Genomic DNA, 13,047 nt, shown 5'->3' with positions numbered 1-13,047 from the left:
CGTCTATTTTTACAGCTTGTTACTGTTTTTAACATTACTTAACAACACTTTAACACATGAGCAAAAAAACATTAGTATTTGGTGCATCTTTAAAACCTAATAGATATTCTAATTATGCCATTCAACGTTTGGTAGCAAATAAGCATGAAGTTGCTGCTTTTGGAATGAAATCAGGAGAGGTTTCTGAAGTAGCCATTGATACGGAATTGGTTGACTATAATGATATTGACACAGTTACATTATATTTGAATCCCAATCGTCAAGAAGCATATTACGATTACATAATTAGCTTGAAGCCAAAACGTGTTATTTTCAATCCCGGAACTGAAAACCCCAAATTTTATAAATTATTGCAAGACAATAATATTGAATTTGAAGTGGCTTGTACTTTAGTATTGTTGTCTACGAATCAATATTAAGCCTAAAAAAGTTAAGAATCCGTTTAAAATCAAGATAAAGAACCCAAACTCAAAACCAAACCATTTGGTACTATTTACGCTAATAATATAAGAAAAGATAGGCGATAGTATGGCAATAACAGGAACCCATTTATCTTTCACCTGCCATTTTGTAAATAAGCCATAAGCATATAATCCCAGCAATGGTCCATAAGTATAACCTGCAAACACAAAAAGTTTAGCAATTACACTCGCATCTTTAATAATGTACTTAAATGCGATAATTACTAAAATTAGTACTAAAGAGATAAGCACATGAATCCGCTTTCTAATACGTACTTGTTTTTCGGTATTGTGTTTCTTTTCAATATCTAAAATATCAATACTAAACGATGTGGTTAAAGAGGTTAATGCGGAATCAGCACTACTGTATGCTGCAGCAATTAATCCCAATAGGAAAAATACAAAAACACCAATTCCTAAATGGTTTTTGGCCAGAATAGGGAACAAGTCATCTTTATGGGCGTCAATTCCATTTTGTTGTGCATATACCGTTAATAGTAAGCCTAAACTTAAAAAAACAAAATTCACTATTGTTAAAACAATTGTAAACCAAAACATGTTTTTTTGTGCATCTTTAAGCGTTCTGCACGTCAAGTTTTTTTGCATCATATCTTGATCCAAACCGGTCATAACTATAGCTATAAATGCTCCAGAAATAAATTGTTTCCAAAAATAATTACCAGATTTAAAATCATCAAAAAAGAAGGTTTTACTCAAATCGCTATCTAAAACAAAACTAAAAATATTACTACCGCTTAAACCTAATTCATCACCAACAAAATAAATGGTAACACCAACAGCAATAAGCATAAAAAGAGTTTGTAAGGTATCGGTCCAAACAATGGTTTTGATACCTGATTTAAACGTGTATAGCCAAATTAAAAGTACTGTAATAGTAACTGTTTGCCAGAATTCAATTCCTAATTCATCAAACAGTATAATTTGTAACACATTGGCAACTAAATACAGTCTGAAACTGGCTCCAATTACACGCGATATTAGAAAAAAGGAAGCGCCAGTTTTATACGAGTAATTTCCAAATCGTGTTTCTAAATAGGTGTAAATGGATGTTAAATTTAATCTGTAATACAAAGGCAAAAGTACCAAGCCAATAACAAGATAGCCTACAATATACCCCAAAACCACCTGCATGTAACTAAACTGCGAAGCTTCAATCCAACCTGGAACAGAAATAAAGGTAACACCAGATAATGAGGCTCCTATCATGCCAAAGGCTACTACATACCAAGGGGATTGTCGGTTGCCCTTAAAAAAGGCATCATTTCCAGATTTTTTTCCAGTGAAATATGAAATCAAAATAAGCAAGCTAAAATATGCTGCAATAAGTAGAATAATCTGCGTAGGATTCATATAAAAATATTGTTTAGCCAAAATACAAATTACGTTTGTATATACAATTCTTAAATGTAAAATCGTAAATTCGCAGCTATGGAATTTTCATCAAAGCTACTTGAACGTGCTGTAAACGAAATGTCGCAATTGCCAGGTATTGGTAAACGTTCGGCATTGCGTTTGGTTTTGCATTTATTGGGACAGCCTGAAAATCAAACCAATCAGTTATCTGATGCTTTAAAAACCATGCGCTCTGAAATTAACTTTTGCAAAAGTTGTCATAATATAAGTGATAATGCCGTGTGCGAAATATGCTCAAATCCACATCGTACGGAAGAAATTATTTGCGTAGTTGAAGATATTCGTGATGTAATGGCTATAGAAAATACGAGTTCTTTTAGAGGTTTGTATCATGTTTTGGGAGGAAAAATTTCACCAATGGATGGTATTGGTCCAAGTGATTTAAACATTGAAACTCTTGTTGAAAAGGTAAAAACTGGTAAGGTTAAAGAACTTATTTTTGCTTTAGGCTCTACCATGGAAGGTGATACCACAAACTTTTATATCTACCGACAAATTCAAGACTATAATGTGGTAACGTCAACTATTGCCAGAGGAATTTCGGTTGGGAACGAATTGGAATATACAGATGAGGTGACATTAGGTAGAAGCATTATTAACCGTATTCCATTTGAAGCATCCCTAAAATCTTAAATTCAATTATTTGAAACTTTCCGTTGTCATATTAAATTATAACGTGCGTTACTTTTTGGAGTTATGTTTAAAAAGTGTAGAAGCTGCTATATCAGATTTGGATGCCGAAATAATAGTAGTTGATAATAATTCGCCAGATGACAGTTGTCAAATGGTAAAAGCACAGTTTCCGGGTGTTATTTTAATTGAAAACAAAAACAATGATGGTTTTTCAAAAGGAAATAATTTAGGCGTCGCTCATGCCAAGGGTGAATATATCTGTATCTTGAATCCAGATACTGTTGTTAGCGAAGATACATTTTCCAAATTATTACAATTTATCAAACAACAAGAAAATCCGGGTATTGTAGGTTGTCGCTTAATAGATGGAACTGGTCACTTCTTACCTGAAAGTAAGCGTAATATCCCCAAACCTAAGGTAGCTCTAAAAAAATTGTTAGGTAATCCGTATGACTATTATTCCAATCAAGTTGATGAATTTGGTATTGGAGAAGTTCCTGTTTTTGTAGGTGCGTTTATGCTAATGGAAAAGAGCGTTTATAATGAAGTTGGCGGATTTGACGAAGACTATTTTATGTATGGTGAAGATGTGGATACTTCCTATAAAGTTTTAAAAGCAGGCTATAAAAATTACTATAATGGAGGAACCAGTGTTATCCATTATAAAGGTGAAAGCACGCTAAAGGATGTTAAGTACGCCAAGCGGTTTTATGGGGCTATGCAGATTTTCTATAAAAAACATTTTAAAAGTAATTGGTTATTCAATACCATAGTTTGGTTTGGAATAAAAGCAGCTTACCTGCTGCGTTCAGAGCCCAAGCAACAAGCAAAACGTGTTGACACTTACTTGGTTTTGTCAAAACGGTCTTGCGATTTTATTAAACCGTTTTTCGAAAAACCTATAGAAGTGGTTTCGGAGTTACCAGAGTTAAAACCATACACCGAAATTATTTTTGATGCGCATACCTTTAGTTACAAATCCATTATAGAATTAATTGATAATTATAAGACGCAACGGACTATTTCCTTTAAAATATTACCTAATAATGCACATTTTATGGTAGGTAGTAATAGTTCGAAGAGTAGAGGCGAAATCGTGTTGTTTGAAAAGAATTAATTAACAAAACTGCAATCAATTCGATGATTTTTCATTAATTTTGCAGTCGTAATTTAAAAAAACAGTGTTCCATTACAGATATGGCAAAATTTGAATTAAAACTCCCGAAAATGGGAGAGAGTGTCGCAGAAGCAACTATCACCTCTTGGTTAAAAGAAGTAGGTGAAACTATTGAAGCTGATGAAGCGGTTTTAGAAATAGCAACCGATAAAGTAGATAGTGAAGTGCCCAGTGAAGTTGAAGGTGTTTTAGTTGAAAAACTTTTTGATGTTGATGATGTGGTTCAAGTAGGGCAAACTATTGCGGTTATAGAAACCGAAGGAGAGGCTAGTGCATCGGCTTCACAACCAGAGCCTGCAAAAACTGAAACTGCTCCAGAAACTCCAGCTGTTGCTGAAGTTCAAAATACTGTTGTAGCAGCTCAAGAAAGCGTTGCGCCAATAGTATCTTCAGGAGATCGCTTTTATTCGCCTTTAGTTAGAAATATTGCCAAAAAAGAAGGCATTTCTCAAAGCGAATTAGACGCCATGCCAGGAACAGGTAAAGATGGACGTGTTACTAAAAATGACATATTAGCATATATCGAAAATAGAGGTAATCAAGCAACTGTATCTTCGAGCGCAGTCGAGAAGTCTCAACCAACTCAAGAAAAATCACAGCCAAAAGAAAAAGCAGCACCTGTGGTAGCTTCAGGTGATGACGAAATTATTGAAATGACTAGAATGGGCAAATTGATTGCACACCACATGGTAGAGTCAGTTCAAACGTCCGCACATGTTCAAAGCTTTATTGAAGCTGATGTAACGAAAATATGGAACTGGCGTAACAAAGTTAAAAAGGAGTTCGCTACAAGAGAAGGTGAAAATTTAACCTTTACACCAATATTCATGGAAGCCGTAGCAAAAGCTTTACGAGATTTTCCAATGATGAATATTTCAGTGCAAGGTGATAACATAATTAAGAAAAAGCATATCAATTTAGGAATGGCAGCTGCCTTACCAGATGGTAATTTAATTGTACCAGTTATCAAAGATGCTGACCAATTAAACTTGGTTGGGATGACGAAAAAAGTGAACGATTTGGCCGGAAGAGCTAGAGAGAATAAATTAAAGCCAGATGATATACAAGGCGGAACATACACAGTTACCAATGTTGGAACATTTGGTAGCATTATGGGAACACCAATTATCAATCAGCCACAAGTAGGCATTTTGGCTTTAGGAGCTATTAGAAAAGTACCTGCTGTTGTAGAAACACCTGAAGGCGATTTCATAGGTATCCGTTACCGTATGTTTATGTCGCACTCCTATGACCATCGCGTGGTAAACGGTGCTTTAGGTGGTCAGTTTGTAAAAGCGGTTAAAGATTATTTAGAAGCTTGGGATCCTAATAGGGAAATTTAAGAAGACCCCTAATAAAATAACAAAAAGCACCACAATTTGTGGTGCTTTTTGTTTAGTAAGACAAAACTAAATCTTAATTAATTTCTTAATGGTTTCAGATTTGGTTGCTCTAATTTTTACAAAATAAATACCTGAAGCAATTTCTTCAATACTATATTTTTCAGAAACTTTAAACTGTTTTATTGTTTTACCTGAAAGGTCAATTAAATCAATTGATTCAATGCCTAGGTTGTTTTGGGTATAAATTTCAAAATAATCATTAGTAGGATTTGGGAACACATTTAAAGAGTTATTAGCGTTATATTCATGAATACTTAAACTTTCTTGAATAATGGTCGTTTCATTATTGGTGATTATTGGATAGTTAAAATCAAAATAAATTTGTGCTTCATTACTAAAAGTATCACCTACAACTAACGAAGGGAGTGTTTTTATTTTAAATACAACATAGCCGTCATTATTGGCATCATCAAAAGGTAGTTGAATATTTTCAAAAATAAACTCGACTTCACTTTCATTTCGAATTTTAGTATAAAAATCATGACTTGCATATAAGGGAACTAATGAATTTAAATCATATTTTAATGTATCAATAACATCTTTAACAACTACATTGACAGCATTAGCCGTTCCCGTATTCTCAAACCGTATAACATAGTGTACATATTTACCAACTTGCTCTGGAGTTACGACGGCACCTTGTAAACATGTTTTGTCATTTGGATCATAAGAATTAACAACAACCTGATTTAAAATCATATTGTTGTCTTCAGGTGTTTCATCTATTCCTGAAGGATTTATGGTGGCATCAAATTCTAAAACGTCATCTCCATTAAGGGGGAATTCTGAATCCGTTGGAGTGTTTAATGACATGGTCACTAATATTTCCCTTGTTTCAAATGGTAACAAGTCGCTGTATTCCCATGATAAATTTCCTATTGTTTGAGTGTCACCAATAGGAGATGTATTTAACAAATCCATATAATCATCGTCGTAATTAAAATCAACACTACCGGTTAATGTTGTGGTTCCTTTGTTTTTGTATATTATCTTGTATTCTGCTTCAAAACCAGGACGAGCAACTACAAGTGGAACAATACTGATTTCTAAATCGTTAAAATCACCATTGGGAGTTAAGCAAAAGTCTTGAATAAAAGGACTAGCATCTGAAGGAAAACTAACATTAAAGTCTGAAGGATTAATAGAAAAATATGTTGGGTTTTCTAATAACGGAGTTATTGTATGGTTTCCAGTTGGAACTGGCATAAAATATGTACCTGAATCATTTGTGAAAAATGCACCTGATTCAGTACTGTTGGATATTTGTAAATTAAGATTAGGTAAAAATACATCGCTAGCTCCACAGCCATTTGTGTCCAAATCAATATTTGCTTGTCCTTCAATAATATAGTACTCCCCTCCAGGAATAAAAGAACAATATTCAGTGATATTAGGGCTGGAGGGTAGTTGAGAATAATAATCCCAAATATTTGAATTCATATTATCAACACAAATAGCTTCTAGATTATCTAGACCTTGAGTGACGTAAGTTGAAGCTAAATTCTCATTATTACCATTTTTAATATTCACATAAGTTAGTGGGTTAAATACAAATTCAACATTTCTCAAACTTGAATTATTGCTTAAGTCTAAAGTTGCTAATTCGTTGGAGTTGCATTGTAAGTATTCAAGATTTAAATTTTGACTCAAATCTAAACTTGTTAATGAGTTATTATTACAAATTAATTCATTAAGATTTATATTGTTACTTAAATCAAGTTCTGATAATCCCATATTAGAACATCTTAACTCTTCTAAATTAGTATTGTTTGTTAAGTCTAATAGGATTTGTTGGCTTCCACTAATAATAAATTGAAGGAGATTTATATTGTTACTTAAATCAAGATTGGAAATATCAGAATTATAAAGTGCTAAATGTGTTAAATTAATATTATTACTTAAGTCCAACGAAGATAATGGAACATTACCACTTATAGTCAAACTAATAATTTCAGTATTACTGCTCAAGTCAATGGTGCTTAAAGGATTGTCTCCTATTACAAGAGAAGTCAAAAGAGCATTTGATGAAGTATCAATATCTGTAAGTGGGTTTTCATAACAAGTTAAATCTCGTAAACTTAAATTGCTTGATATATTTAGTGAATTGAGCTGATTATTATAACAATATAGAAATTCTAAATTAGGAACAGATTCTAAATCTAAATATGTGAGCGAATTGTTGCTACAATCTATTCCTATTAGATTTGTATTGCTACCAAAATTTATTATTTGCAATTGAGGGTTATTAGCACAGATTATTTCTGTTAAATTAATATTAGAGCTAAAATCCACAGTTTGAATAGGATTATTTCTAATACTTATTGATAAAAGATTTGTGAAGCTTTCGATTCCAATCATATTATTAATATCAAAGTTGTCTGAAATTCTTAAGTGTTCAACGGATTGTGCCTCGGATAGTTGTATTTCACCGTCATTATTTAAGTCAACATCTATAATTGAAGGAAAATTGTAGTCAAAACTAACACAGTTAGAATTAATTAAAGCATTCTTAAAGTTTTCATCAGGAATATCGACAATTTGAGATTGAGTTGAAATGGAAAATAAAACTGTAAAAAGGAATAAGTAAAAGTGTTTCATGCTAGAAAAATTTTTCTCCACTAATATCCCATTATTATTTCAGATTTCCTACATATTGTTGATAAGGGATTTTTAATTAATTGGAAAAAGGTGCAATCAAAGGGTTGTGCCTTTTTTGCTTTAAAGAATGGCGTTTTGAATTGGCCATTGGTTTTGCTTGTGTTGAGCAATTCTGCATGGGGCTTGTCGAAATGTTCTCGAAATGAAGGCAAGAAATCGAAGATTCAAAAAGGCTAATCCCCTATATAACAAAAAGCACAACTTTTAAGTTGTGCTTTTTTAGTCATTGACTTTTTATTTACACATTCTACTTGTTTATTTCCTCCACAAATCCATCCCATCGTCTCATATAATCAATAAACGTGTCACTTAAGCCTTCAGATTTTAAATAGGCTTCCGAAACTGGATTGTTAATAGGTTTAAAGTCTGAGTTTTTCATCACACGTTTTGGGAAATCGTGATGTAGAATTCCTGATCGACCAATAGTCACAAAATCTACTCTAGAATCTAATACCTTTTGCACATCCTCACCAGTTCTAATATTACCAGCAACGGTTAGTTTGACATTTTTAAAATCTAATTCTGCTATATGTTGTAACAATGTTTTATCAGAATCTGGATACTCTTCAGGCTTTTTAAAACAATCCCAAAGAGATAAATCTAAAAAGTCAATGTTATAGTTGTCAATTAATTGTTGACTTATCGATTTTATTTCAGACAATTTCATGCCAAAACGTTCCGGTGATAATCGAACACCTAACAGAAATGCTTTGCCACAAGTTGCTCGAATGCCCTCAACAATTTCAAATAATAATCTAGAACGATTGTCGAGTGATCCACCATAGTGGTCTTGACGTTTATTGATGTCACTGCTCAAAAACTGCGTTAAAATATAACCATGAGCACCATGAACTTCAACACCATCATAACCACATGTTTGAGCGCGAATAGCAGCTTGAATAAAATCGTCTTTAAGTTGATGTACTTCGTCTAAAGTCAAGGCTCTAGCGCTATGTTTATCACTATCAGAAGGACAAACAGCTTTTTGCTTAATCACTTCAAAAGGTGAACGCATACCAGCATGATGCAACTGTATAACAGCTAAACTACAATAACTCTTAATTTTTGACGCTAGCTTTTTATGCCCTTCAATTAAATCGTCTGAAAAAACCCCTAATTGTCCTGGAAACCCTTTACCAATTTCTTGAACGTGGGAGGCACAGGTCATTACCAATCCAAAACCACCTTTGGCACGCATAGTAAGCCAATTAAACTCATCATCAGATAATTCACCATTTTCATGACTTTGTTGGTTGGTAAGTGGTGCTAACATAAAGCGGTTTTTTATTTGGAGTCCGCAGGAAAAGGAAATGGAGTCGGAAAGGTTTTTATTCATAACAATTAACCGTTTTTATTTTAGTAAATTTCGTTTATTCAAATAACAATTCAAATTATTAGAATCCATTTATAGTTTTAGTAATTCTAACTACCTTTGCCAAAACAACTTTTTAATGAATCTTAACTTATCAAAACCCATCTGTTTTTTCGATTTAGAAACTACAGGTGTTAATATTACATCCGACCGTATTGTCGAAATTGCCATCCTTAAAGTCTATCCAGATGGTAAAGAAGAATCCAAACGTTGGTTGGTAAATCCAGAGCGACCGATACCAAAAGAGGTAACCGCAATTCATGGTATTTCTGATGCTGATGTTGCTAACGAGCCGACTTTTAAGGAATTGGCAAAAGAGATTCATAACATGATAAAAGATTCGGATTTAGGAGGTTTTAATTCTAATAGATTTGATATTCCTTTATTGGCAGAAGAAATGTTACGTGCTGAAGTGGATTTTGATATGAAAAATAGGTTGTCAATAGATGTACAAACCATTTTTCATAAAATGGAGCAACGTACCTTAAGTGCAGCTTATAAGTTTTATTGCGATAAAACTTTGGAAGATGCGCATACAGCTGAAGCCGATACAAATGCAACGTATGAAGTGTTAAAGGCACAAATAGCCAAATACGATGAACTTGAAAATGACTCCAAATTTTTGGCCGAGTTTAGTTCACGTAAACGGTTTGCCGATTTTGCTGGATTTATAACTTATAATAAAAAAGGTGAAGAGTGTTTTTCATTTGGAAAGCATAAAGGCAAACGCGTTGAAGATATTTTAAATGACGAGCCAGGCTATTTCGGATGGCTGCTTAATGCCGATTTTCCACTGTACACTAAAAAAGTATTGACAGCCATTAAATTACGGGCGTTTAATAATAAATTGACATAGAACCAAGAACCAAGAGTCAAGACATTACTGCCAATTACATAAGTCTTGAGTCTAAAAGCAAAGCGGTCTTGATTCTTTAATCTTAAAAAAATGAAATTAATCTGCATAGGTCGTAATTACACCAAGCACATAGAAGAATTGGAAAATGAAAAGCCAACAGATCCTGTTGTATTTTTAAAACCGGATACAGCCATTCTATTAAAAAAACAACCGTTTTTTATTCCGGATTTCTCTAATGACGTCCATCATGAAGTAGAAATTTTGGTTAAAATTAATCGTGTTGGTAAGCATATTGACAAAAAGTTTGCTCATAAATATTATAATGAAATAGGTTTGGGTATTGATTTTACAGCACGTGATCTTCAGGCACAACTCAAGGAGAAAGGATTGCCTTGGGAAAAAGCTAAAGCTTTTGATGGAGCCGCTGTAATCGGAAAGTGGTTGCCCAAAGAACAGTTTTCAGATTTAAACAATTTGTCTTTTTCATTACAGAAGAATGATGAGGTTGTTCAAGATGGTAACACGAGTCATATGTTATGGAAAATTGACGAATTAATAGAATATGTCTCTAAATATTTTACTTTAAAGATTGGAGATATTATATTTACCGGAACACCTGCAGGAGTTGGCAAGGTAGTTGCAAACGATAGATTAAAAGGATATATAGAAGACAACGAAATGTTTTCAATAACAGTAAAATAAATGGAACAATATTACAAATTATACAGAGTACGCGAAATGGCAGATAATGACGAAGATTTTGTGGCTGCTTTAGCAGCTGCATTTTTAGAAGAAGTGCCAGAAGACTTGGAACGATTAAAAACGGCTGTTGCCAACACAGATTATTATTCGGCTTATCAAGCCGCTCATAAAATGAAACCTACAGTCGATTTATTTGAGTTAGGCGTACTTCAAGACCTAATTGAAGTTCAGGATTGGGGAAAGTTTGAAAAAACGGATATGGATCCTACTGAAAAATTACAAATTGTTACTGTGGCTGTTGAAAATGCTGTTGCCGAAATAAAAACAGATTTTGGATTGTAATGCAAGCTGAAATCATAACCATTGGAGATGAAATTCTAATTGGTCAGATTGTTGACACCAATTCAGCCTTTATAAGCAAAGAACTTAATAGAATAGGTGTTTCGGTATATCAAATTACATCGGTTCAAGATGATAAGGAGCACATACTTAAATCTCTGTATGAAGCCGAAGAGAATGCTGACATTATTGTCATTACAGGTGGATTAGGCCCAACTAAAGATGATATTACCAAAAGGACATTAGCTGAATATTTTAATGATACGTTAGTGCAAAGCGAAGCTGTACTGAAAAATATTGAGCATTTATGGGAAACATACATTAAAAAGCCATTAGCACAAGTAAACATTGATCAAGCATTGGTGCCTTCAAAATGTCAAGTGCTTATGAACAGGTTTGGCAGTGCTCCAGGCATGTGGTTAGAAAAAAATGACAAAGTATTTATATCCTTACCTGGAGTGCCATATGAAATGAAAGCACTCATGGAAAATGAGGTGATACCAAAATTGCGCAAAGCTTATAAGTTCCCTTTTATTAAACATATCACTTTATTGACTTATGGTTTAGGAGAAAGTTCTTTGGCTGAACGCATTGAAGCATGGGAAGATAATTTACCCAATTTCATGAAGCTGGCTTATTTGCCAGGTTTGGGTAGAGTGCGATTGCGTTTATCAGCTAAATCAATGGATAAAGATTTGGTTGAAACCGAAATGCAAAAACAAATTGAAGTGTTGCTGCCACAAATTGAAGATATTTTTGCTGGTTATGATACGGACGATTCTTTGGAAGCATTATTAGGTAAACAATTAACTTATTTAGGCAAAACATTAGCTACTGCCGAAAGTTGCACAGGTGGAAAAATTGCAGAAAGTTTTACAGCAATTCCAGGTGCTTCTAAATATTTTAAAGGAAGTGTGGTAAGTTATGCTACTGAAGCCAAGATTGAAGTCTTAAAAATTCCAAGGGCTGTTATCGATGAGCATTCGGTTGTTTCAAAAGAAGTAGCTGAATCCATGGCACAAAGTGCCCGTGATTTATTCAAAACAGATTATGCCATTGCAACTACTGGAAATGCAGGACCTGACAAAGGTGATTCGGATGCAGAAGTTGGTACTGTCTTTATAGCAATAGCTACAAAAAATACGGTTTACTCCGAAGAATTCAATTTTGGAAACCACCGAAAAAAAGTGGTTAGAAAGGCGGTAAACAAAGCTTTTGAAATGCTACAAAAAGAAATTTTAAAAAAGTAGTTATTTAAGTTTGTTGATATTCCAAAGTTTTACTAAATTTGCACCCTGTTTTGAAAGAATCGTCAATTCAGAACACAATAACATTTAAAGGTTAGAACAATGTCAAGAGTTTGTGAACTTACAGGAAAGAAGGCTATGGTTGGAAACAACGTGTCTCATGCAATGAATAAAACAAAACGTAAATTCAATGCGAATTTAGTTAAAAAACGTTTTTACATCCCTGAAGAAGATAAGTGGGTTACTTTAAAAGTAGCTGCGTCAACATTAAAGACTATTAACAAAATTGGAATTTCTGCTGCTTTAAAACAAGCAAAAGTAAAAGGTTTCATTAAGTAATAGCTACATAAAAAGTTAGTAAAATGGCAAAGAAAGGTAACAGAATACAAGTAATATTAGAGTGTACGGAGCACAAAGAGTCTGGACAACCAGGAACATCTAGATATATTACAACTAAAAATAAAAAGAACACGCCAGACAGAATGGAGATTAAGAAATTTAATCCTATTCTTAAGAGAATGACGGTTCATAAAGAGATTAAGTAATAAAGAGATTTTCATTAAGTGAAAATGTCCTAAAACATATTTAGACATGGCAAAGAAATCAGTAGCATCGTTACAAACAGGATCTAAAAGATTAACAAAAGCTATTAAAATGGTAAAATCTCCAAAAACGGGATCTTACATGTTTGTAGAATCTGTTATGGCTCCAGAGTTAGTAAACGATTGGTTAAACAAACAATAAGAGTTTATTCTTATGATATAT

14 protein-coding genes are annotated in these 13,047 nt (G+C 33.4%); 11 read left to right on the top strand and 3 right to left on the bottom strand.

Annotation, left to right across the window (positions count from 1 at the left end):
• Positions 1 to 56: 56 nt before the first annotated feature.
• Positions 57 to 419: a CoA-binding protein gene (locus HGK31_RS07930; RefSeq protein WP_191859260.1), complete on the top strand. Its 363-nt coding sequence runs from the start codon at positions 57 to 59 to the stop codon at positions 417 to 419.
• On the opposite strand, the gene HGK31_RS07925 is transcribed toward HGK31_RS07930, so the two are convergent.
• Positions 390 to 1,832: a sodium:solute symporter gene (locus tag HGK31_RS07925; protein ID WP_191859259.1), complete on the bottom strand. Its 1,443-nt coding sequence runs from the start codon at positions 1,830 to 1,832 to the stop codon at positions 390 to 392. The genes HGK31_RS07930 and HGK31_RS07925 overlap by 30 nt on opposite strands.
• A 78-nt stretch (positions 1,833 to 1,910) precedes the next feature.
• Here HGK31_RS07925 and recR point away from each other — a divergent pair, with 78 nt between their 5' ends.
• The 3 genes from recR to HGK31_RS07910 all read left to right on the top strand — a co-directional run bounded on the left by recR (position 1,911) and on the right by HGK31_RS07910 (position 5,048).
• Positions 1,911 to 2,528, top strand: coding sequence for a recombination mediator RecR (recR, locus tag HGK31_RS07920; RefSeq protein ID WP_191859258.1), 618 nt, complete (start codon positions 1,911 to 1,913; stop codon positions 2,526 to 2,528).
• A 10-nt stretch (positions 2,529 to 2,538) separates the two neighbouring features.
• Positions 2,539 to 3,645 (top strand): glycosyltransferase family 2 protein, encoded by a 1,107-nt coding sequence (locus tag HGK31_RS07915; RefSeq protein ID WP_191859257.1) that lies wholly within the window; start codon positions 2,539 to 2,541, stop codon positions 3,643 to 3,645.
• 80 nt (positions 3,646 to 3,725) lie between these two features.
• Positions 3,726 to 5,048, top strand: coding sequence for a dihydrolipoamide acetyltransferase family protein (locus tag HGK31_RS07910; RefSeq protein WP_191859256.1), 1,323 nt, complete (start codon positions 3,726 to 3,728; stop codon positions 5,046 to 5,048).
• Between the two features lie 66 nt (positions 5,049 to 5,114).
• Here HGK31_RS07910 and HGK31_RS07905 read toward each other — a convergent pair whose 3' ends face one another.
• Positions 5,115 to 7,706: a DUF7619 domain-containing protein gene (locus HGK31_RS07905; protein ID WP_191859255.1), complete on the bottom strand. Its 2,592-nt coding sequence runs from the start codon at positions 7,704 to 7,706 to the stop codon at positions 5,115 to 5,117.
• 307 nt (positions 7,707 to 8,013) lie between these two features.
• Positions 8,014 to 9,102, bottom strand: a complete 1,089-nt coding sequence (locus HGK31_RS07900) for an NADH:flavin oxidoreductase (protein WP_191859254.1) — start codon at positions 9,100 to 9,102, stop codon at positions 8,014 to 8,016.
• A 115-nt stretch (positions 9,103 to 9,217) separates the two neighbouring features.
• Here HGK31_RS07900 and HGK31_RS07895 point away from each other — a divergent pair, with 115 nt between their 5' ends.
• The 7 genes from HGK31_RS07895 to HGK31_RS07865 all read left to right on the top strand — a co-directional run bounded on the left by HGK31_RS07895 (position 9,218) and on the right by HGK31_RS07865 (position 13,026).
• Positions 9,218 to 9,994 (top strand): 3'-5' exonuclease, encoded by a 777-nt coding sequence (locus HGK31_RS07895; protein ID WP_191859253.1) that lies wholly within the window; start codon positions 9,218 to 9,220, stop codon positions 9,992 to 9,994.
• Between the two features lie 90 nt (positions 9,995 to 10,084).
• The gene (locus HGK31_RS07890; RefSeq protein ID WP_191859252.1) at positions 10,085 to 10,696 is read left to right on the top strand and encodes a fumarylacetoacetate hydrolase family protein; all 612 of its coding nucleotides are present in this window, start codon (positions 10,085 to 10,087) and stop codon (positions 10,694 to 10,696) included.
• Entirely contained in the window at positions 10,697 to 11,038 is a 342-nt protein-coding gene (locus HGK31_RS07885; RefSeq protein WP_191859251.1) for an Hpt domain-containing protein, read from the top strand. It abuts the gene before it with no gap.
• Entirely contained in the window at positions 11,038 to 12,285 is a 1,248-nt protein-coding gene (locus HGK31_RS07880; protein ID WP_191859250.1) for a competence/damage-inducible protein A, read from the top strand. The genes HGK31_RS07885 and HGK31_RS07880 overlap by 1 nt, the downstream gene beginning before the upstream one ends.
• Positions 12,286 to 12,384: 99 nt before the next feature.
• Positions 12,385 to 12,621, top strand: a complete 237-nt coding sequence (rpmB, locus tag HGK31_RS07875) for a 50S ribosomal protein L28 (RefSeq protein WP_104734400.1) — start codon at positions 12,385 to 12,387, stop codon at positions 12,619 to 12,621.
• Between the two features lie 23 nt (positions 12,622 to 12,644).
• Positions 12,645 to 12,827, top strand: coding sequence for a 50S ribosomal protein L33 (gene rpmG, locus HGK31_RS07870; protein WP_007648529.1), 183 nt, complete (start codon positions 12,645 to 12,647; stop codon positions 12,825 to 12,827).
• A 46-nt stretch (positions 12,828 to 12,873) separates the two neighbouring features.
• Positions 12,874 to 13,026: a DUF4295 domain-containing protein gene (locus HGK31_RS07865; protein ID WP_104734399.1), complete on the top strand. Its 153-nt coding sequence runs from the start codon at positions 12,874 to 12,876 to the stop codon at positions 13,024 to 13,026.
• The last annotated feature ends 21 nt before the right edge of the window (positions 13,027 to 13,047 follow it).

The organism is Hanstruepera ponticola (assembly GCF_012931685.1).
Lineage (GTDB): Bacteria > Bacteroidota > Bacteroidia > Flavobacteriales > Flavobacteriaceae > Hanstruepera > Hanstruepera ponticola.
The sequence above is the reverse complement of the archived record's forward strand: the minus strand, read 5'-3'. Positions and strand labels throughout refer to the sequence as shown.

Excerpts from the sequence above, each read along its gene's own strand:
- HGK31_RS07930 (WP_191859260.1), top strand. The coding sequence starts at position 57 with ATGAGCAAAAAAACATTAGTATTTGGTGCATCTTTAAAACCTAATAGA.
- HGK31_RS07925 (WP_191859259.1), bottom strand. The coding sequence starts at position 1,832 with ATGAATCCTACGCAGATTATTCTACTTATTGCAGCATATTTTAGCTTG.
- recR (WP_191859258.1), top strand. The coding sequence starts at position 1,911 with ATGGAATTTTCATCAAAGCTACTTGAACGTGCTGTAAACGAAATGTCG.
- HGK31_RS07910 (WP_191859256.1), top strand. The coding sequence starts at position 3,726 with ATGGCAAAATTTGAATTAAAACTCCCGAAAATGGGAGAGAGTGTCGCA.
- HGK31_RS07905 (WP_191859255.1), bottom strand. The coding sequence starts at position 7,706 with ATGAAACACTTTTACTTATTCCTTTTTACAGTTTTATTTTCCATTTCA.
- HGK31_RS07900 (WP_191859254.1), bottom strand. The coding sequence starts at position 9,102 with ATGAATAAAAACCTTTCCGACTCCATTTCCTTTTCCTGCGGACTCCAA.
- HGK31_RS07895 (WP_191859253.1), top strand. The coding sequence starts at position 9,218 with ATGAATCTTAACTTATCAAAACCCATCTGTTTTTTCGATTTAGAAACT.
- HGK31_RS07890 (WP_191859252.1), top strand. The coding sequence starts at position 10,085 with ATGAAATTAATCTGCATAGGTCGTAATTACACCAAGCACATAGAAGAA.
- HGK31_RS07885 (WP_191859251.1), top strand. The coding sequence starts at position 10,697 with ATGGAACAATATTACAAATTATACAGAGTACGCGAAATGGCAGATAAT.
- HGK31_RS07880 (WP_191859250.1), top strand. The coding sequence starts at position 11,038 with ATGCAAGCTGAAATCATAACCATTGGAGATGAAATTCTAATTGGTCAG.
- rpmB (WP_104734400.1), top strand. The coding sequence starts at position 12,385 with ATGTCAAGAGTTTGTGAACTTACAGGAAAGAAGGCTATGGTTGGAAAC.
- rpmG (WP_007648529.1), top strand. The coding sequence starts at position 12,645 with ATGGCAAAGAAAGGTAACAGAATACAAGTAATATTAGAGTGTACGGAG.
- HGK31_RS07865 (WP_104734399.1), top strand. The coding sequence starts at position 12,874 with ATGGCAAAGAAATCAGTAGCATCGTTACAAACAGGATCTAAAAGATTA.